The 20,132-nt window shown below is 66.6% G+C and carries 14 protein-coding genes; 9 read left to right on the top strand and 5 right to left on the bottom strand.

Annotation, left to right across the window (positions count from 1 at the left end; translation table 11 throughout):
* Positions 1-15: 15 nt before the first annotated feature.
* The gene (locus tag ACUSIJ_RS04100) at positions 16-1,323 is read left to right on the top strand and encodes an LLM class flavin-dependent oxidoreductase (protein WP_449307096.1); all 1,308 of its coding nucleotides are present in this window, start codon (positions 16-18) and stop codon (positions 1,321-1,323) included.
* A 291-nt stretch (positions 1,324-1,614) separates the two neighbouring features.
* On the opposite strand, the gene ACUSIJ_RS04105 is transcribed toward ACUSIJ_RS04100, so the two are convergent.
* On the bottom strand, positions 1,615-2,217 hold the full coding sequence (locus ACUSIJ_RS04105) for an amino acid synthesis family protein (RefSeq protein WP_449307097.1): 603 nt from the start codon (positions 2,215-2,217) through the stop codon (positions 1,615-1,617).
* 164 nt (positions 2,218-2,381) lie between these two features.
* Here ACUSIJ_RS04105 and ACUSIJ_RS04110 point away from each other — a divergent pair, with 164 nt between their 5' ends.
* The 8 genes from ACUSIJ_RS04110 to ACUSIJ_RS04145 all read left to right on the top strand — a co-directional run bounded on the left by ACUSIJ_RS04110 (position 2,382) and on the right by ACUSIJ_RS04145 (position 11,557).
* Complete coding sequence (locus tag ACUSIJ_RS04110) at positions 2,382-4,187, top strand: helix-turn-helix domain-containing protein (protein WP_449307098.1); 1,806 nt, start codon at positions 2,382-2,384, stop codon at positions 4,185-4,187.
* 144 nt (positions 4,188-4,331) lie between these two features.
* Complete coding sequence (locus ACUSIJ_RS04115; protein ID WP_449307099.1) at positions 4,332-5,324, top strand: flavin reductase; 993 nt, start codon at positions 4,332-4,334, stop codon at positions 5,322-5,324.
* A 1-nt stretch (position 5,325) separates the two neighbouring features.
* Complete coding sequence (locus ACUSIJ_RS04120) at positions 5,326-6,840, top strand: aldehyde dehydrogenase (protein ID WP_449307100.1); 1,515 nt, start codon at positions 5,326-5,328, stop codon at positions 6,838-6,840.
* Between the two features lie 23 nt (positions 6,841-6,863).
* Positions 6,864-7,940 carry an LLM class flavin-dependent oxidoreductase gene (locus ACUSIJ_RS04125; protein WP_449307101.1) on the top strand — a complete coding sequence of 359 codons (1,077 nt, stop codon included), beginning with the start codon at positions 6,864-6,866 and terminating at the stop codon, positions 7,938-7,940.
* A 2-nt stretch (positions 7,941-7,942) separates the two neighbouring features.
* The gene (locus tag ACUSIJ_RS04130; RefSeq protein WP_449307102.1) at positions 7,943-8,755 is read left to right on the top strand and encodes an alpha/beta fold hydrolase; all 813 of its coding nucleotides are present in this window, start codon (positions 7,943-7,945) and stop codon (positions 8,753-8,755) included.
* A gap of 198 nt (positions 8,756-8,953) precedes the next feature.
* Positions 8,954-9,787, top strand: a complete 834-nt coding sequence (locus tag ACUSIJ_RS04135; protein WP_449307103.1) for a transporter substrate-binding domain-containing protein — start codon at positions 8,954-8,956, stop codon at positions 9,785-9,787.
* A 58-nt stretch (positions 9,788-9,845) separates the two neighbouring features.
* Complete coding sequence (locus ACUSIJ_RS04140; RefSeq protein WP_449307104.1) at positions 9,846-10,820, top strand: amino acid ABC transporter permease; 975 nt, start codon at positions 9,846-9,848, stop codon at positions 10,818-10,820.
* Positions 10,817-11,557, top strand: coding sequence for an amino acid ABC transporter ATP-binding protein (locus tag ACUSIJ_RS04145; protein ID WP_449307105.1), 741 nt, complete (start codon positions 10,817-10,819; stop codon positions 11,555-11,557). The genes ACUSIJ_RS04140 and ACUSIJ_RS04145 overlap by 4 nt, the downstream gene beginning before the upstream one ends.
* 52 nt (positions 11,558-11,609) lie before the next feature.
* Here ACUSIJ_RS04145 and treY read toward each other — a convergent pair whose 3' ends face one another.
* From treY to glgX, 4 genes are read right to left on the bottom strand one after another with little or no spacing between them, the layout of a single operon-like run.
* On the bottom strand, positions 11,610-14,156 hold the full coding sequence (gene treY, locus ACUSIJ_RS04150) for a malto-oligosyltrehalose synthase (RefSeq protein ID WP_449307106.1): 2,547 nt from the start codon (positions 14,154-14,156) through the stop codon (positions 11,610-11,612).
* Positions 14,153-16,237, bottom strand: a complete 2,085-nt coding sequence (malQ, locus tag ACUSIJ_RS04155; RefSeq protein ID WP_449307107.1) for a 4-alpha-glucanotransferase — start codon at positions 16,235-16,237, stop codon at positions 14,153-14,155. Before malQ ends, treY begins: the two co-directional genes overlap by 4 nt.
* Positions 16,234-18,024 (bottom strand): malto-oligosyltrehalose trehalohydrolase, encoded by a 1,791-nt coding sequence (gene treZ, locus ACUSIJ_RS04160; RefSeq protein ID WP_449307108.1) that lies wholly within the window; start codon positions 18,022-18,024, stop codon positions 16,234-16,236. Before treZ ends, malQ begins: the two co-directional genes overlap by 4 nt.
* Positions 18,021-20,132 carry a glycogen debranching protein GlgX gene (glgX, locus tag ACUSIJ_RS04165; protein WP_449307109.1) on the bottom strand — a complete coding sequence of 704 codons (2,112 nt, stop codon included), beginning with the start codon at positions 20,130-20,132 and terminating at the stop codon, positions 18,021-18,023. The genes treZ and glgX overlap by 4 nt, the downstream gene beginning before the upstream one ends.

The raw sequence follows: 20,132 nt of genomic DNA on the forward strand, positions 1-20,132 counted from the left end.
GCTCGTGGTGCCGTCATGTCAAAGAGACAACTGAAGCTGAATTTCCACGGCAATGGCGCCGGCGTTCACGGCCCGGCCTGGCGTCCCCCTTTCGCGAAGGGGGACGGCGTCTTCGCCATCACTTATTATCAGGAAATCGCGAAAATCGCGGAACGCGGGAAGTTCGATGCCATCTTCTTCGCCGATACCCTTGGACTGCGCGACGGCAAGAAAAAGCAGCCCTCGCTGGAATCGGCAATGGTCATGTCGTCGATCGCCGCCGTGACCAGCCAGATCGGCGTCGTCGCAACCGCATCGACCACATTCAGCGAACCATACAATGTCGCCCGTCAGTTCTCGACGCTCGATCATATTTCGGGAGGACGCGCGGGCTGGAACGTCGTCACGTCCTACAACGAGGAGGCCGCGTTCAATTTCGGCCTTTCGGCGCTGCCGGTCCCGGCGGATCGTTACCGCCGCGCGGAAGAGTTCGTGGATGTCGTGATCGGCTTATGGGAATCCTGGGATTACGGCGCCCACCAGCTCGATGAGGAGGTTGCCGCCAAGCTGGGGGTCACGCGTCCGACGCCGCTCCACCATAAAGGCGAATTCTTCGATGTCCGCGGGCCCCTCCAGTTGCCGCGAACGCCTCAGAAGCATCCGATCCTCTTTCAGGCGGGCCAATCCGAGGAAGGCAGGCTGCTGGCGGCCAGAACCGCCGATGCGGTCTTTGCTCACGCCCTGGTCAAAGCGGACGGTCAATCCTTCTATGCCGACGTCAAAGCAAAAATGGCGCGATTCGGCCGCGATCCGAATGCGCTTAAAATCTGCCCCGGCGTCTATGTCTATCTGGGCAGCACGCAAAAGGAGGTCGGAGACCTCAAGGATTCGCTCCGCAGCGCGACCAGCGAGGACGCTGCCGTCAGAAACCTCGCCAAGCTTTTGGGCGCGGAACCGTCCGAGCTTGAACTGGACCGCAAAGTCCCGGACTATATCATTCGCCGCGCACCGTCACGCGCCGCAAAGCAGGGGATCATTCAGGCGCTTCTCGGACTGATCCGCGAGGAACAGCCAACGGTGCGCGAACTGCTGGAGCGACAGCCTTCGGGCGCAGGCGGAACCCACAGGGTGCTTGTCGGAACGCCCGAGCAAGTCGCGGACGATTTCGAGGACTGGTTTGTCAGCCGGGCCGCTGACGGCTTCAACATGGGCAACCTGAACCCAACGGGACTGACCAACTTCGTCGACAACGTCATTCCAATCCTCCAGAAGCGCGGTCTCTACAGGACCGACTATCGTGGCAATACCTTACGATCGCACTATGCCGAGGAAGCGTCCGCATAGGAAAAACAAGGCGGATCGTCGGGATGCCGTATCATGTAGGCTTCGTCCCACCCGTGGCCCGAAGCCTTGAACATCGCTCACAGCGACACGTCGCTCCGCAGTCCTGGGATGTCCACCCTGGGATGTCCACTCCCCCTTTTGCGAGTCGCCATAAGAATTCCGCCGGCTACTCCGTTGAGTGATCGTCACAACACCATCGGCATGTAAGTTGCCTTCTCGCCGGCCTGCGATCCCCGTCTTCGGGCGGAGGCAGGTAAGCGACCTTTCGGGCACGGGGTTGCACTGCCCGGTTCAGGCCTTGCCGACACTTGCGGCGATCTCCGCCTCCATCTCCGCGATGTCCTGGAACCGGTCGGCGATGCGGGCATGCGGGCGCCCGCCGTCGGCGGCGGCGATGGACACGATGATCTCGTCCGGATGGGGCGCGTCTGCGATCTGGAAGTTGGCGGTGAGGAAATGGGAACGCTTGCCGGTCTCGCTCTTGTGCATCATGGGCAGGGAGAGGAGCGCACCCGCCGCGTTGCGCGTATTGGCGAATTCCAGGTAGTTCGTGCCGCCGATTGCGGTGCGGAAGGGATTGCCGAAGCGCAGGGTATGGATCATCGCCGAGGCGTGCTCGATCTCGCCGTTGACGCCGACGGCGGCCGCCTTGCCGCAGCTCTCGATCTTTTCCGCCGGCATCTGCGCGAGCAGCCGGCGCGTCATCTCCTCGCTTAGCGGCCCGGCGATGCGGATGATCTCCGGCCGGAGATTCTCGACGAACCCCTGTCCGGCCCAGGGATTCCGGATGACAGCAGCGACGACGACGATGTTGACCGGCCGCGGTGTGGCCTTGCCGCCCTCGATATGGGTTTCCTCAAGGAAGGTGCAGATCTTTCTGATGCCGAGCGCCATGTCTTTTCCGCCGTCTGTTGAACTTGCCGCCAGCCTAACGCAGGGTGGCGCGCGGTCTTCCTCTCATACGCAGGAAAGCTCTCGCTCGTCCTCCTCCGAAAACAAGTAGATTTCACAGGTGTTGCGGCGCATTATCCAGGCTAACGACGGGAGTGCGCGGCGCGTTGGATCAGAAATCACGGATACTCTCGCTGCGCGACGCGGCGAGCCAGATCAACAGCGGCGGCGACCTCGCGACGGTGCTGCAGCACCTGATTGCGGCCGCCTGCAGGCACGCCAACTGGGCGCTCGGCTCGATCATGGGCATCGACGCAGCGCACGGCTACGCCCATGTCATCGTCCGGCACGATCCGACGCTCATCCACCGCGACCTGCCAGACCGCTGGGAGCTTGCCACCAGCCCATCGCTGATCGCGCTCCAGCGCAACGAGCCCGTCTATATCCGCGATGCGCGCGAGAGCGTCGAGTTCCCCGGCTACCGCAGGGAGGCCTTCGAACGCGACTACCGGACCGTGCTCGTCATGCCGATGGACTGCGCCGATGCGGAAGGCCGGCCGATGGTCCTGAGCGTGATCGCCCGCACGGTGACCGAGGTGACGGAGGACGACCTCGCCTTCCTCGGAACGATCATCCATCTTGGCGCGATCGCGGTGGAAAAGCAGCATCGCCTGGCGGCGGAGAAACGCGCTTCGGAGCGGCTCGACCGGGCGCTGGCGGCGCACACCTCGCTGCTGGAGCACGTGCTCAGCGACGGTTCCGTCTCCTCGCTCGCCATGATGGTGGGAAGGTTGCTGCCCAATTCGCTCATCGTCGTGGACTTCACGGTCAACCAGGTGATCGCCGGCCGCTCGCCGCTGCCCGCGGATTTCGACGATGCGGCCTGGCAGGAAGCGGCACAGACGATTTTTGCTCGGGTGCTCACCCGGGCGGCGCGGGAGGCGGTGGAACGCGGCAGAACGGAGACAGCACCGATCTTCCTCGATGACGGCGCGCGGCGGCTGCGCGTCTCCGCCCGTGTCGAACCCTTGACGGTGGACCGCCAGCTGGTCGGCGCGCTCGTCATCTTCCCTTCCGCGGCCGCCGAAGGCGAGCTGGACCAGCTCATGCTCGACAGCGCCAAGTTCGCGCTCAGCGTCCAGATGATGCGCAGCTTCCTGCGCTTCCGCTTCGAGACGCACACGCAGAGCGAACTCTTCTTCGAGATCGTCGAGCGGCGCTGGCGCGATGCGGCCGATGTCGGCCAGCGCGCGGCACGGCTCGGCCTCGATCTCGCCCTGCCGCAGCAGATGATCGTGGTTGACTTCCCGGAGCGCGCCAAGGCTTTCGGCGGCGGCTCCGTCGATGTGGAGCACACGCTGTCCCGCATCATGCAGCAGGCCTCGATCGAAGCCGGGCTTGTGGCCATCGAAGGCGGCGTCGTCTGCCTCATGCGGCATGAGGCGAGCCGCCGGCAGGAGCGCACGACCAGGCTCATGCGCCGCATCGCCGACGAACTCGGCCGCTACTTCGACGAGGCGCCGATCGTGGTCGTCGGAAGCCGCTGCACGGGTCTTGACGACTACGCCACGGCCTGGGAGCGGTGCAGCCGGATGATCCGCATCGGCCGCTCCTTCGGGCTGACGGGTGCGCTTTCCACGCAGGATTTCGGGCCGCTGCCCATGCTCGTTTCCGCCGCCGATGTCGGCGACGTCCGCAGTTTCGTCCGCGATAGCGTCGGGGCGATCGCCGAACACGATCGGGAGAACGGCACGCCCTACCTGGACACGCTTTCCGCCTATCTGGAGGAAGGCTGCCGCAGCCAGGCCTGCGCCGACCGCCTCGGCCTGCACGTGACGACGCTGCGCTACCGCCTGGCGCGCATCCAGGAACTCTTCGGCATCGATATGGAAACACCGGAACGGCGCTTTTCTGTGGAGCTTGCCCTTCGCCTTTATAGCGTCATCGACAACCACGCCTTCGGCGAGCGCTGAGCGCGCGGAAGGCTTTGCCGGCCTGTTCGTCCTCTCCTCCGAACCGCAGCAGAACTCCTTCTCCACATCCTCCGTTCAGCAGGAAGCAGCAGCCGTCTGTGGTGGATAGCTTCTTCCCAACGAACCGAGGAGGAGATCGACGGCATGGCGGAGCAGGCGGCAGCACAGGATGCACCGATCGATCCCATCGCGCTTCGCCGGGCTTTCGGCACCTTCGTCACCGGCGTCACGGTCATCACCACGCTTGAGGCTGACGGTACGCCGCGCGGCATGACGGCGAATTCCTTCACCTCCGTCTCGCTCGACCCGCCGCTCCTGCTCGTCTGCGTCGCCAAGTCGGCCTCCAGCTACACGGCCTTCACGGCGGCCGACTGTTTCGCGGTCAACATCCTGCATGAAGGTCAGGTTGACGTGTCGGCGATCTTCGCCTCCAAGTCGCCGGACAAGTTCCAGTCGGTCAACCACGACCGGGTGCATACGGGCGCGCCGGTGCTGACGGACAGCCTGACCTGGTTCGATTGCAGCCTCCACGATTCGGTCGATGCCGGCGACCACGCAATTCTGATCGGTCGGGTGCGTGCCTTCGGCACCAGCCCCACCGCGCCGCTCGGCTTCTGCCGCGGACGCTACGCCAGCGTGAAGGATCCGCTGCCGAACGGCTGGCTGGCCTCGCACGGCATGATCATCGGTTATCTCATCGAAGCCGGCGACGGGTTGCTGCTGCGTTCGGACGGCAAGGGCGGCTGGGTGCTGCCCTCGGCGCGGCGCCGCAAGGCCGACAGCGAACTGGTGCTGGACGGTGGCGATGCGCTGCGTCTCGTGCCGGAGGAGACCTTCCTCTATTCCGTCTTCGACGTCGCCGACAGCGATCCCGGCTACCTCGTCTATCGCGCCCGGCTCGCGAGCGCGGGGATGGCGATCAGCCTGCCGGACACCCTCCGTTTCTTCCCCCTCGACGACCTTCCCTACGACGCGATCGCGACGCACGAACTGCGTTCCATGCTGCGGCGCTACGTGCAGGAACGGCAGGCGGGCCGCTTCGGCATCTACATGGATTCCGACGACGGCGGCCGCGTCGCGATGCTCGACGGGCAAGCCCGTGCCTGGCTCCCGGCCTCCCAAGACCAAGGACAATGACATGAAGACGACAGTCAGCACCATCGAAGGCTCGCGCCGGCGCCTGTTCATCGGCGGTGAATTCGTGGCGCCGAAGAACGGCAACTACATCGAGAGCTACGACCCGACGACGGGCAAGCCCTGGTACGAATTCGCCGAAGCCGACGCGGACGACGTGGAGGCCGCCGTTGCGGCCGCCAGCGCTGCCTTCCGCAACCCCGCCTGGCGGCGTATGACGCAGACCGACCGCGGCGCCCTCGTGCGGCGTCTCGCCGAACTTGTCCACGCCAATGCCGATGCGCTCGCCGAGATCGAGACGCGCGACAACGGCAAACTTTTGAAGGAGACGCGCGCCCAGATGCGCGCCATGCCGGACAGCTACCACTATTTCGCCGGCATGGCCGACAAGCTGCAGGGCGACACCATCCCGATCAACCGGCTCGACACGCTGAACATCAACCTGCGCGAACCGCTCGGCGTCGTCGGCATGATCACGCCGTGGAACTCGCCGCTGATGCTGCTCACCGGCACGCTCGCGCCGTGCCTCGCCATCGGCAACACGGTCGTCATCAAGCCCTCCGAGCATGCGACGGCCTCGACGCTGGCGCTTGCCGAACTCATTCACGAGGCCGGCTTCCCGGCGGGCGTCGTCAACGTGGTAACGGGGACCGGCAAGAGCGCGGGCGAGGCCCTGACCCGTCATCCGGGCGTCGCGAAATACGTCTTCACCGGCAGCACAGCGACCGGCCGGCGCATCGCGGGCAATGCGGCGCAGAACCTCGTTCCCTGCTCCATGGAGCTTGGCGGCAAGTCCCCCCATGTCGTCTTTGGCGATGTCGACATCGAGCATGCGGTGAACGGCGTCGTCTCCGGGGTCTTCGCCGCGGCCGGCCAGACCTGCGTCGCCGGCTCGCGCTGCTTCGTCGAGGCGAGCGCCTACGACAAATTCGTCGATGCGCTGGTTGCGCGCACCCGGCGCATCCGGGTCGGTCTTCCGACGGTTGACGATACCGATATCGGCCCGCTGGCGCTGGCAGATCAGCTCTCCAAGGTCGAGTCCTATGTCGCTGCAGGTGTGAAGGAAGGCGCGAAGGTCGCCATTGGGGGTGGGCGGCCGCAGAAGGTGGAGCTTGCGCCGGGCGGCTGGTATTTCGAGCCGACCGTCATGGTCGATGCGCAAAACGAGATGACCTTCATGCGCGACGAACTCTTCGGGCCGGTGGTGGGCGTCATGCCGTTCCGCGACGAGGAGGAGATGATCGAGCTGGCCAACGATACGCGCTACGGCCTCGCCTCCGGCATCTGGACGAAGGATATCGACCGGGCGCTGCGCTTCGCGAACCGCATCGATGCGGGCACGGTCTGGATCAACACCTACCGCTCTGCCTCCTTCATGTCCGCCAACGGCGGCTTCAAGGAGAGCGGCTACGGCCGGCGCGGCGGTTTCGAGGTCATGTACGAGTTCTCGCGGCTGAAGAACGTCATCATCGACTATTCCGGCGTCATGCAGGACCCCTTCGTCATCCGCCTCAAATAGACAGACACGGAAAGGCAGAACCCATGAAGTTCGCAGTTTCGCTCACGATGGAACGCTTCTCGCCGGATGTGTCGATGGACACGGTGAAGAGCAATCTCCTGACGCTGGCCCGCATGGCGGATGAGGGCGGTTTCGAGATGCTCTGGACGGCCGAGCACCACACGCTGGAATGCACCATCTCGCCGAACCCGTTCCAGACGCTCGTCTGGCTGGCGCAGCATACGCAAAACATCCGGCTCGGCACCTCGACGCTGGTCGCGCCCTACTGGAACCCGATCCGGCTTGCCGGAGAATCCGCACTCTGCGACCACCTGACGAACGGGCGCCTGGAATTCGGCATCGCGCGCGGCTCCTACCAGTACGAATTCGACCGCATGGCGGGCGGCGTGCCGCAGCAGGAGGGCGTCGCCTACATGAAGGAGCTCGTGCCGGTGGTGAAGAAACTGTGGGCTGGCGACTACGCCCATGACGGGCACTACTGGAAGTTTCCGATCACGGCCGCCGTGCCCAAGCCGCTCCAGCAGCCGCATCCGCGTATCTGGGTGGCCGCCCGCGATCCCGGCACCTTCGACTGGGCGATCACCAACGGCGCCAGCATCCTTTCGACGCCGCTCTCGGCGCCGGCCGCGGAAATCCAGGTGCTCTCCGACAAGTTCCACAAGGCCGTTGCCGACCATCCGGAAGTGCCGCGCCCGCGTTTCATGATGCAGCGGCGCACCTGTGTCTATGACCGGCCGGACGGCTGGGAACGGGCCGTGCAGCACAGCATGGACTATGGCCGCGCCTTCGAGAACCTGATGCAGAATATCGGCACGGTGAAGGATGGTTTCCCCGAGGCGGTGCCCTACGAGGCCGTGAGGGGCAAGGAAAACTACAATCCCGAGAGCATCCGCAAGAACCTGATGTTCGGCACGCCGGATGAAGTGATCGAAAAGCTCATGGCCTATGAGGCGGCCGGCGTCGACCAGTATTGCCTCGGCCTCATCTTCAACCTGCCTTTCGAGTTGCAGAAGCGGACCATCGAGCTTTTCGCCAAGGAAGTCATGCCCGTCTTCGCTGCGCGCGAGAGCGAGCAGAAGCGGGCGGCGGCGGGGCGCTGATCATGGCGGAGATGCAAGAGCACCGGGTCGGCGATATCACGCTCCGTTATCGCATCGACGGCGATGGTGGCGAGCCCCTCGTCTGCATCCACGGGGTCGGCTCCTATCTGGAAGCCTGGTCGGGCGTCGTCGAACGGTTGAAGGACTGTTTCACGATCCTCACCTTCGACCTGAGAGGGCATGGCGGGTCCAGCCGCATCAAGGGCCGCTACGAGATCGATGATTTCGTGGCCGAGACGCTGGCGCTTGCCGATACGGCAGGCTTTTCGACCTTCAACCTCGCCGGCTTCTCGCTCGGCGGCCTCATCGCCCAGCGCCTCGCGCTGACGCATCTTCCGCGCCTGCGCCGGCTCGTGCTGCTCTCCACCGTCGCGGGTCGCACGCCGGAGGAACGCGAGCGCGTGCTGGCGCGGCTTGCCGCGCTCCAGGCCGGCACGCCGGCCGACCACCACAACGCCTCGCTCTCCCGCTGGCTGACGGAGGCGTTCCAGGAAGCCCATCCCGACGTCATCGCCTGGCTTCGGGCGCGAGACGCGGAAAACGATCCGGATTGCTACGCCTCCGCCTACCGGGTGCTGGCCGAAACGGATTTCGGCGGCTTCCTCGATCAGATCCGCTGTCCGACGCTGATCGCCACCGGCGAGGACGATGTGGGTTCCAACCCGCGCATGGCCCGCTATATGCACGAGCGCATCCCGGGATCGCAGCTCGCCATATTGCCGGGCCTCCGCCATTCCATCCTCATCGAAGCGCCCGATGTGGTTGCCGATGCCATCGGCGATTTCCTGAGCCATACGGAGCCAGCTCATGAATGAGACGCTGCGCAAAAAGGGGCGAAGCCGTTCGGCGGAGGATGCGATTTGATTTCCGTCATTTCGGCGGAGCCGGGCGGCGGGCGCTGCTTGGGAACGCCGGAAGACGGGATGGACGACAGGCCGCAAGATCACACACAACGGCAGGGAGAGGATCCCGCGCCGTCGACGAAACGACAACAGACAGAGGGAATAAAACGCATGATCAGGACTTCTACAATTACCGCGCTCGCCGCCTCTCTCGCCCTTTCGCTCGCGGCCGTGCCGGCAAGGGCCGGCGCCGTGCTGGACCGCGTACTCGCCGCCAAGACGATGAAGGTCGCGACCGACGCCAACTGGGCGCCGCAGTCCTTCGTCAACGACAAGAACGAGATGGACGGCTTCGATGTCGACATCGCCAAGGAGATCGGCAAGCATCTCGGCGTCTCTGTCGAGTTCGTGACGCCCGGCTGGGACATCATCACGGCCGGCAAGTGGCAGGGCCGCTGGGACATGCATGTGGGCTCGATGACGCCGACCAAGGCACGCGGCGAACTCTTCGATTTCCCGGCCGTCTACTACTACACCCCCGCCGCCGTCGCCGTGCACAGGGATAGCAAGGCCGAAAAGTTTGCCGATCTCGACGGCAAGAGGGTGGGCGTGACGGCGACCTCGACCTTCGAATCTTATGCGAACCAGGACCTGACGCTGGATGCGGCCGGTGCGCCCGCCTTCACCTACGAGTTCAAGCCGGGTGAGGTGAAATCCTACGCCAACTCCACGACTGCCTTCGACGACCTGCGCCTCGGGGACGGCACGCGCCTCGACGCCGTCGTCTCCTCGCTGCCGAGCATCCTTGATGCCGAAAAGGCTGGCTACCCGATCAAGCAGCTCGGCAAGCCGGTCTTCTTCGAGCCGCTGGCGGTTGCCGTCGAGCATGGCGACAAGGAACTGAGCGAGAAGATCGCCGAGGCCGTCAAGGCCATGCAGGCCGATGGCACGCTGAGCAAGCTCTCCGTCAAGTGGTACGGTGTCGACTACACGGTCACGCAGTAACATCCACCGGCGCGCGCGGCCCGGATTCGGGCCCGCGCTCAATCCTGAAGGAGCGGAGATGCTGTATCCGGATACCGTCGAATCTGAAGTCCTCGTCCACAAACCCTGGTTCGTCGCCGTCCTGTTTGCGGTGGTCTTTGTCTTCTTCCTCGCTTTCGACCTGGCGGGAACGACGATGGGCGAGCTGATGCGGCCCGTGATCGGCGAGCCGGCAGAGAGCGGCCTCTACGGCCGCCTCGCCATCGCCTTCGTCGTCGCGGTGGTCTTCTGCCTCAACATCGTGCTGATCGGCTTCGCGCCGCTGAAGGTGCAGGTCGCGGTCGTCTGGCTTGAACTGCTGCTGCTCTTCCTCGCCTTCTTCAAGACCTTCAATCTCAGCCTGCCGTTCATCGCGGAAAAGCTGCCCTTTCTCATCGCGCAGGGTCTCTTCACGACGATATACGTGTCTGCCATTTCGATCGTGATCGCGTCTGCCATCGCCATTCTCGGCGCAGTCGCGAAGCTCTCCGCGAATGGTTTCGCCTACGCGATCGCAAGCTTCTACACTTCCTTCTTCCGCGGCCTGCCGCTGCTGATGCAGGTCTATCTCATCTATCTCGGCCTGCCGCAGCTCGGCTTCATTATCGATGCGGTGCCGGCCGGCATCCTGGCGCTTTCGCTCTGCTACGGCGCCTACATGACGGAGATCTTCCGCTCCGGCATCCAGAGCATCGACCGTGGCCAGTGGGAAGCCTCGCGCTCCATCGGCTTCGGTTTCGGGCTCACCATGCGCAAGATCATCCTGCCGCAGGCGCTGCCCGTCATTATCCCGCCCACCGGCAACCAGTTCATCTCGATGTTGAAGGACAGTTCGCTCGTCTCGGTCATCGGGGTCTGGGAGCTGATGTTCCTGGCGCGCACGCTCGGCCAGAAGACCTTCCAGCACATGGAGATGCTGATCTCCGCCGCCATGCTCTACTGGACCGTGTCGATCTGCCTCGAGCTCATCCAGTCACGCATCGAGCGTCATTACGCGAGGAGCAAAGTGCGATGAGCGAAAAGATCATCGACGTCCGCAACGTCTCCAAATGGTACGGCGCCTTCCGCGTGCTGACCGACGTGAGCATGACGGTGGAAAGGGGCGAGCGCATCGTCATCTGCGGGCCGTCAGGTTCGGGAAAATCGACGCTGATCCGCTGCTTCAACCGGCTGGAGGCGCATCAGCAGGGAGATATCGTCGTCAACGGCATCACCCTGCACGACAGGATGCGCAACGTTGGCGAGGTGCGCAAGAACGTCGGCATGGTGTTCCAGCACTTCAACCTCTTCCCGCACATGACCGTGCTGATGAACTGCATGGTTGGGCCGATGTGGATCAAGGGCGTCTCCGAAGTGGAAGCCCGCAAGACAGCCTTGCAGTTCCTGGAGCGCGTGCGCATTCCCGAGCAGGCGAACAAGTATCCGGTGCAGCTCTCCGGCGGCCAGCAGCAGCGCGTGGCGATTGCCCGTTCGCTCTGCATGCAGCCGGCGGTCATGCTCTTCGACGAACCCACGTCCGCGCTCGATCCCGAAATGGTCTCCGAGGTGCTGGAAACCATGACGAGCCTCGCCCGCGAGGGCATGACCATGGTCTGCGTCACCCACGAAATGGCCTTCGCCCGCGCGGTCGCCGACCGGGTGATCTTCATGAATGCCGGCCAGATCGTCGAACAGGGCAAACCGGACGCGTTTTTCAACAACCCGCAGCACGAGCGGACGAAGCTCTTCCTCAGCCAGATCCTCAAGCATTGAATAAAGACCTCCCCAGACCTGTGTGCCGCGGAGGGATTTGTACGGAAGCTGATCAGGCGCCCAGCAACGCGATCGGTAGTCCTTCCATGATGGCGCCGAGCATGAGGCGGCTGCCGTCGTATCTCGTGCCGGAAAAGAGATTGCGCCACGGACCTCGCAGTCCGGCCGGCATCTCGGCGGCGGTATCTTCCCAGGCGTCGGGAACGACGCGTGGCGCTTCACGATCCACCAGACCCCAAGGCGCGCGCAAGGCGACGACGAGGGCCATGTCCTTGCCCTTCGCGCGTGCGAAGGCGAGGATACGGTCGGCGTGGCGGCCCGAGACGTCGAGCGGCAGCAACTTGCCGTCCGCGAAGAGTTGCGGTTGCATCTGCCGTATGGCCAGGATGCGGGCCATGACGGCCTGTTTCAGCCGCCCGTCGCGCCAGTGATCGAGAAGATCGCCAGGGGGAATCTCCCCGGCCAAGGTGGCGTCACGCACAGCGAAATCAACGGGCCTGCGGTTGTCCGGATCGACCAGGCTGAAATCCCAGAATTCCGTTCCCTGATAGATGTCGGGTACGCCGGGCGTGGTCAGCTTGATCAGGACCTGTGCGAGGCTCCCGGCCGCGCCGGCGGGCGCGATCGTCGCGACGAAGGCCGCCGCCTCCTTCACAAAGGTATTCGACGGATCGAGCAGGGCAGCGAGAAAGGCCCTGCAGCCCGCTTCGTAGGCTGCGTCCGGCGCGGACCAGCTTGTGCGCAGTTTCGCCTCACGCAGGGCCTTTTCCTGCCAGCCGGCGAGACGTTCGGTGAAGCCCGCGAGGCCCTGTGCATCCCCTGGATCGAGATCGAGCGGCCAAGCCCCGACGATTGTCTGATAAAGCATATAGGCATCGGCGGGTTCCGGCGCGGCGAGACGCTCGCGCAGCGGCGCGTGGGCCGCGATCCATCGCATCGCCGTCTGCCCCCAGAGATCCAGACAGTGGGAGAGGACCGCGAGGCGTGCCCTCACGTCCTCGCCGCGTTTGTGGTCATGCGTCGCGGTCGCGAGCATCGCATGCGGGAAGCGTGCCGCCCGGCGCTGCGCCCGCATGATGAACTCGCCGGGGGCCAGCGCGAGACGTCCCGGATCGGAGCCGACCTCGTTCCGCGACAGCAGCCGGCCGTAGCGATAGAAGGCGGTGTCCTCTCCGGCCTTGGCGGCCAGGGGCGCGGTGAGTTGCTGGAAACGCTGGATGGCGACAAGGCGCCCGGTCCGCTCCGGACCGGGCGGAAGAGTAGAAGGAGCCTCGCCGCCAAGCCAGCGATCCAGATCGCCAAGCAGAGCTGCCCCGCCTCCCTCCGCTGCGCCGTCGAGCGCTTCCCTCACCGCCCAGCCGTCGCTGGCGGGCCGGCCGTCGAGCCCCGCGTAGGTGCGATAGACCGGAAAATGCACAGCGAAGGCGCGCAGCGCCCGCCGCAATCCGACGGGATCGCGGCCCGCGACAGCATCGAGCGCCTTCGCGGCGCGCTCGAACTCGGGCTTGAGGCTGCCGTCCAGCAATTCGCTCCGCGCCGCCAGCTCCTCGGCATGGAAATCGGCCGCGCGGCCGCTTGTGGAGCGCCAGAGCGCAGTCAGAGGCTCCTCTCCGGCGGGGTCATGCAGCAGCGCCGTCACGTCGCTCATGAAGTCGTAGCCCGTTGTTCCGTCGACCTGCCAATCGGCCGCAAGCTCCTCGCGGTCCGCCAGGATCTTCTCGACGACCAGGTAGCAGCCGGCCGGTGCGGACGCGGGACGCTCGGCCGCCAGTTGGCTGAGCCGGTCGCGCAGGCGGCGGCAGTAACCCCGCGGATCGGTCAGGCCATCGATATGATCGATTCGAAACCCGTCGATCAGGCCCTCGCCATAAAGGCGGAACAGGGTGGCGTGAACCGCCTCGAAGACCTTCGGCTCCTCGATCCGCAGGCCGGCCAGCTCGTTGATATCGAAGAATCGCCGCCAGTTGAGGCGGTCGCCGGCCTCGCGCCAATGGACGAGGCGGTAATGCTGCCGGTTGAGCAGATCGGCCAGCCGCTCGGGCGCGATGTCCTCGTTCGGATCGAACCCGGCGGTGCTGGCCGGCGTCAGCGGAAAGCGCTGCGCGCCATGGGCGATGGCGAGCGCCCCGTCGGCGCCAACCTTAAGGCGGAACTCTCCCTTCGCGATGCATTCCGCCAGCGGCGCCCCGAGCACGGGCAGCACGATCCGCGGCCGGCCGTCCTCGAAGGCGGCCTGCCAGTCGATGTCGAAGAACCCGGCATAGGCACTGTCGGGTCCGAAGGTCAGAACGTCCATCCACCAGGGATTATCCGGTCCGATACCCATGTGGTTCGGCACGCTGTCGACGATGAGTCCCATCCCGTGGGCTCGCAGCGCGCGGACAAGCGCGGCAAGGGCCGGCTCGCCGCCGAGGTCGGTGCTGACGCGTGTCGGATCGACCACGTCATAGCCGTGCGGCGAGCCCGGCCGCGCGGTCAGGATCGGCGAGGCGTAGAGATGACTCACGCCGAGCCGGGCCATATAAGGCACCAGCTGCTCGGTGTGGGCGAAGGTGAAGCCAGCGTGAAGCTGCAGGCGCATGGTGGCATGCGGGATCATGAGCGCGGCCTTTCGCGGGCGAGCCGGCGGAGCCGTTCGCGGGGACCGGGTGCTGCAAGCAGCCCCGCCGTCTCCCCCGGAAGGCGCTGCCGCCAATTGGGATGCTCGTCTGTCGTTCCCGGCAGGTTGGGCTGCTCGGGCATGGCGAGCAGATCCTCCACGGGAATGAGGGCAAGCTCGGCCGGAGTGCGTGCGACGAAGTCGATGGCTGCCGTCGCCACAGCGCCCGCAGCCGCGTCCGGCGCCGGCGCCGGGCCGGATGCGGTTCCGGCCCGGCGGAAGGCCGCCCACAGGGCCTGTCGGTCCGTGGAGCGGCGTTCATCCTCCTCCGCGGCGTCGATCCCGGCTGCTGCGGACAGACCGAGCCGCCGGCGCCAGGCGATATCACGCCCGCTCCACCATCCGGCCACGGTCGGCAGATCGTGGGTAGAGGTCATGGCGGCCACCGGGCACGGCCAGGCGGCGGGATCGAGAAAATCCTCGCCGTCGCGCTCGAACCACAGCACGCGCATGCCCAGAAGCCCCGCGGCGGCGAGGTCCGCGCGCAGACCGCGCGGCACCGTGCCGAGGTCCTCGCCGACGATGACGGCGCGGTGACGATGGGACTCGAGAGCGATCAATGCGCAGAGGGTCTCGAAAGGAAAACGCAGATAGGCGCCGTCGCTTGGCGGCGCGCCCTCGGGTACCAGCCACAGCCGGACAAGGCCGAGCACGTGATCGATGCGCAGGCCTCCCGCATGGCGCAGGGCCGCGCGCAATGCCTCGATGAAGGGGGCGAAGCCCTGCCGCGTCAGCGCGCGCGGGGAGAAGGCAGTCAGTCCCCATGCCTGCCCCTGGGGGTTGAACAGGTCGGGCGGCGCGCCGATCTCGACCCGGTTCATGACGTCGCCCTGGCGGCTCCAGGCATAGCTGCCGTCGCCGTCGGTGCCGACGGCGAGATCGGCGATGAGGCCGATGCGCTGGCCGGCCGCGCGCGCGGCGGCATGGGCGCCGGCAAGACTGCGGTCGGCGAGCCATTGCAGGAAGATGTGGAAGGCGATTTCATCGGTTGCCTCGCGCGCGAAGACGGCGACGGCTCCGCTGCGCGGGTCCTTGAACTCGCCCGGCCAGCGGTGCCAATGCCCATCCGCCGGATCCGCGGCCAATCGCCCGGCATGCAGCGCCTCGAAGGTCGCATGATCGCGCAGGGATTGGCCGCCGCGCGCCGTGAAGGCGCGGAGATCGTCGCCGAGCCCGCTGGCGCCTTCCGCGAGCGAAGGGGCGATGAGCGACCACACCTCCCGCAGGACGGCGAGCTTGGCGCGGCCGGCGGCATCCCAGTCGACGAGCGGCGCCGTCTCCAGCCGCCCGAGCGTGTTGCGAACGCCCGCGACACCGATCGCGGCATCCAGGGTCCGCGCGTCCGCAATGGCGCGTGGATCCGCATGGAGGGGGTTGAGGAACAGGCGGCTCGACGGTGAGTAGGGGCTCGCCCGGCCGGGCGCGGCCGTGAACAGCGCATGGACCGGGCCGATGGACACGGCGTCGCATCCCCATTCCGCTATGCTCTCGCAGAGCGTTGCCAAGCCGGTGAAATCACCGATACCGCCGTCTCCCCGGCGGCGCAGGCCGTAGAGCTGGGCCGCGAGCCCCCACACCCGCTGGCTGGCGCAGGCGTCGGCGATGCCGAAGCAGCGCGGCGGCGCGATGGCAAGGGTGACTGCGCGGTCTGCGACTTCCAGAAGGTGGTAGCCGACAAGGTCGATGGCCGGCAGGGCCGGGGCGCCCGCTTGTCCCTCCAGGATGCGGCCGTCCTCCAGGGTGATGCGGAACGGCCCCGACGCGAGGCCGGCGGGCCACCGCGTGCCCGTCCCGGCGTGCCCGACCACAAGCGCGGGAGGAGCCGAAGCCTCTTCGTCGAGCCGGTGCAGGCTCGCCTTCAGCTGCCCCGCCGTGCCGCAAGGAAGGTCCATGGCCGCGAGCAGGTGGCGCAGCGTATCGACGCCGACCACCTTCGGCGCACCGGCGGCATCCTCCCATTCCACGGCGATTCCGGCCCTGGCGGCCAGGGCGCGCAGGGCTTCGTCCGGCACTGTGGTCATGCACCCTCCTCCTTCACCGGGGGGAGCAGGACGACGGTCGTACGCGCCGGGACGAGACCGCCCGCCAACGCGGACGCCGCACCCTCCCGGCTCTCGAACAGGAGCGGGCCTGCGGCGGGCGCCGTCACGACGGCGTCCTCGCCGAGATTGGCGACGATCGTCAGGATCGCGCCGTCGCCGAGGCGCCAGCGGGCGGCGACGGCGGCGGGGCCTATCGCTTCCGCCCCGAGTGCGCACGCCCCGTCGAGCCGCGGAACCAGCGCTTCCCGTCGGATCGCGAGCAACCGGGAATAAAGGGACAGCCGCTTCGCCTGCCCCCTATCGGACGGGTCGAAGGGAGCCGGGTCGGACCGCAGGAAGGTCGCCTCGTCGTTCGGGTCCGGAATGCGTGCCTGCGCCTGCGGGTCGCTGAAGGCAGCGAAGGAGGCGAACTCCCCTCGCCTTCCCTCGCGCACTGCATCGGCCAGTTCCGGGCCGTGGTCGGTGAAGAACAGGAACGGGGCCTTCGACCCCCATTCCTCGCCCATGAAGATCAGCGGGATATGTGGCGCCAGAAGCTGCAGGACGACGGCCGCCTCGATGGCCCCGGCATCGGCGAGGGTGGTCAGCCGCTCGCCGAGCGCCCGGTTGCCGATCTGATCGTGATTCTGCAGGAACAGCACAAAGGCCGTCGGCGGCAGCGCGCCGCTCGGCGTGCCGCGCAGCGCGTTGCCGCGATGGGGCGACGGTTCTCCCTGATAGGCGAACCCCTCGGCCAGGACCCGCGCCAGCGCCTTCGACGGAGCCGATGCATAGTCGCCGTAATAGCCCTCGGTCTCGCCCGTGAGCAGGACATGCAGGGCGTGATGGGCATCGTCGTTCCACTGGGCATCGAAGCCGCCGGCCAGATGAGAGGCGACGTTGCCGTCATGCTCCAGCACCAGATGGACACGCCGGCCGGGCTCGACCGCGCGCCGCACTTCATCAGCCATCTCGTCGAGCCAATCCGGCTCGCCGATGGCGTGCACCGCGTCGAGACGCAAGCCGTCGAACCGGTATTCCATCAGCCAGTAGAGCGCGTTCTCGGTGAAGAAGCGGCGCACCTGCGGCTGGCGGAAGTCGATCGCCGGCCCCCAGGGCGTCGCCTTGTCGTGCCGGAAAAAATCCGGCGCGTAGGCGGCGAGATAGTTTCCGTCGGGTCCGAAATGATTGTAGACCACATCCAGGAAGATCATCAGGCCGAGATCATGCGCCCGGTCGACGAGCGCCTTGAGATCCTCCGGCGAGCCGTAGGCAGTGTCGGGTGCAAACGGCAGCACACCGTCATACCCCCAGTTGCGTTGGCCCGGAAAGTCGGCGACCGGCATCAGTTCCACGGCCGTGACACCGAGCTCCGCGAGGCCGGGCAGGCGTGCGGCCACGCCACGGAAGCCGCCGCATACGCCGGCGTGCAGCTCGTAGAGCACCGTCTCGGCCCAGGGGCGGCCCATCCAGCCGGGGTTGCGCCAGCGGTAGGCCGTCGGATCGATGACGAGGCTCGGGCCGTGGACGCCCTCCGCCTGAGCCCGCGACGCCGGGTCCGGGACGAGCGAGCCGTCGTCGAGCCTGAAGCGATAGGGCGTGCCGTGGCCGACGGGAAGCCGCGCCTCGAACCAGCCTCCGCCTTCCGCCTCCATCGGCACGGGCGGCTGTCCTTCCACGACGAGCGACACGGCCTGCTGCGCGGGCGCCCACAGGCGGAACACTGTTTCACGGTCGGTGACGGTGGCGCCGAACGGCATGGCTCTGCGAAAGTGTTCACCGGTCATGATCCCTCTCCTTCCGGTCGCGCTGCCAATATGGCGGCGCTGTGGGCCTCGACGATGAACTCTCCCCCGACATGCGCCTCCTCCGCTTCGGGATCGGCGCTGTGGACGAGCAGCCGCCATGAAAGCCCGACGGGCGGCAGGACGAACGGCGCCGCCTCGTTCGATCCGTTGATGGCGAGCACGACGACGTCGATGCCGCCGTCCATGCCCTCGCCCGCGCGGCGCAGGGTGAGGCGCCGGCCGGCCGGGTCGTTCCATGCCTCCGGCGTCATGGCCTCGCCGCGCTCGTCGAACCAGCCGATGTCCGGGATACCGGGAGCGATCTCCTTCCGGCCGTGCATGAAGGCCCTGCAGCGCAGCACGGGATAGGCGCGGCGGATGGTCACGAGACGCGCCACGAACGCGGCAAGCGCCTGCGCCTCCGGCGTTGCGGCGCGCTCCCAGTCCACCCAGGAGATAGGATTGTCCTGGCAATAGGCATTGTTGTTGCCCTGCTGCGTGCGGCAAGCCTCGTCGCCGGCGAGCAGCATGGGCGTGCCGTGGGAAGCGAACAGCGTGGTCAGCATGGCCCGCTTCACGCGCGCGCGTGTCTCGCGGATGCCGGCGTCCTCCGTCGGTCCCTCTTCGCCCCAGTTGCTGCTGTGGTTCTCACCGTGGCCGTCATCGTTGTTTTCGCCATTGGCCTCGTTGTGACGCTCGTTGTAGCTCACCACGTCGTCGAGCGTGAAACCGTCATGGGCGGTGACGAAGTTGATGGAGGACCACGCGGCGCGGCCATTCCGGTCGAAGAAGTCGCCCGAGCCGGTGACGCGTGCGGCAAGGTCCCCGCGCAGGCCGGCATCGCCGCGCCAGAACCGGCGCACGCCGTCGCGGAACCTGTCGTTCCATTCGGCGAAGCCCGGCGGATGGTTGCCGAGCTGATAGCCGCCGAGGCCGATGTCCCAAGGCTCCGAGATGAACTTCCGGCCCGCCAGCACCGGCTCCTGGAGCAGGGCGTCGAAGAAACCGGAACCGGGATCGAAGCCGTAGCTCTCGCGGCCGAGAGTAGTGCCGAGATCGAAGCGAAAGCCGTCGACGCCGTAATAGCTCACCCAGTGCCGCAGGGAATCCATCACCATCTGCAGCACGCGCGGATGCGAGAGGTCGAGCATGTTGCCGGTGCCGGTGTCGTTGACGTAGTGGCGCGGGTCGCCGTCCACCAGCCGGTAGTAGCTCGCGTTGTCGAGGCCGCGGAACGACAGGGTCGGCCCGAGCTCGCTGCCCTCGCAGGTATGATTGTACACGACATCGAGAATCACTTCGATGCCCGCGGCATGGAGCCGGGCGACCGCCATGCGCAGCTCGTCGCGCGAGCCCGTCGACAGATAGCGCGGCTCGGGCGCGAAGAAGGCCAGTGTGTTGTAACCCCAGTAGTTGCGCAGGCCCTTCTCGAGCAGATGCCGGTCCTGCAGGAAGGCGTGCACCGGCAGCAGCTCGATGGCGGTGATGCCGAGCTTGACCAGATGGTCGATGACCGCGGGCTCGAGGAACGCGGCGAAGGTGCCGCGCTCATGGGGCCGCATGTCCTCGCGCAGCATGGTGAGGCCGCGCAGATGGGCCTCGTAGATCACGGTCTCGCCCCAGGGGACACCGGGGGCCGGCGGGCGCAGAGGATCCCGGTCGATCCGGTCGTCGGTCACGACCGCCTTCGGCATGCTGGCCGCGCTGTCCCGCCGGTCGAAGGACAGGTCGCCGCGATTGGAATGGAGCCGGTAGCCGAACAGGGCGTCGGACCAGCGAACCTGCCCCGCCAGCGCCCGGGCATAGGGATCGAGCAGCAGCTTGTAGCCGTTGAAGCGGTGGCCATTCCGGGGATCGTAGGGACCGTAGGCCCGATAGCCGTAGACCAGGCCGGGGCGGCCGAGCGGCAGATAGCCGTGGAACACCTGGTCAGTGCATTCCGGCATGGCGAGGCGGGCGATCTCGCGTCGGCCGGACGGCTCGAACAGGCACAGCTCGATCTTCTCGGCGTGGGCCGAGAACACGGCAAAGTTCACCCCGAGCGCATCGCAACTTGCCCCGAGCGGATAGGGAGAACCGGGCTCCAGGCGGTCAGGCATCGCGGGCAT

It is taken from the genome of Pseudochelatococcus sp. B33, assembly GCF_053570585.1.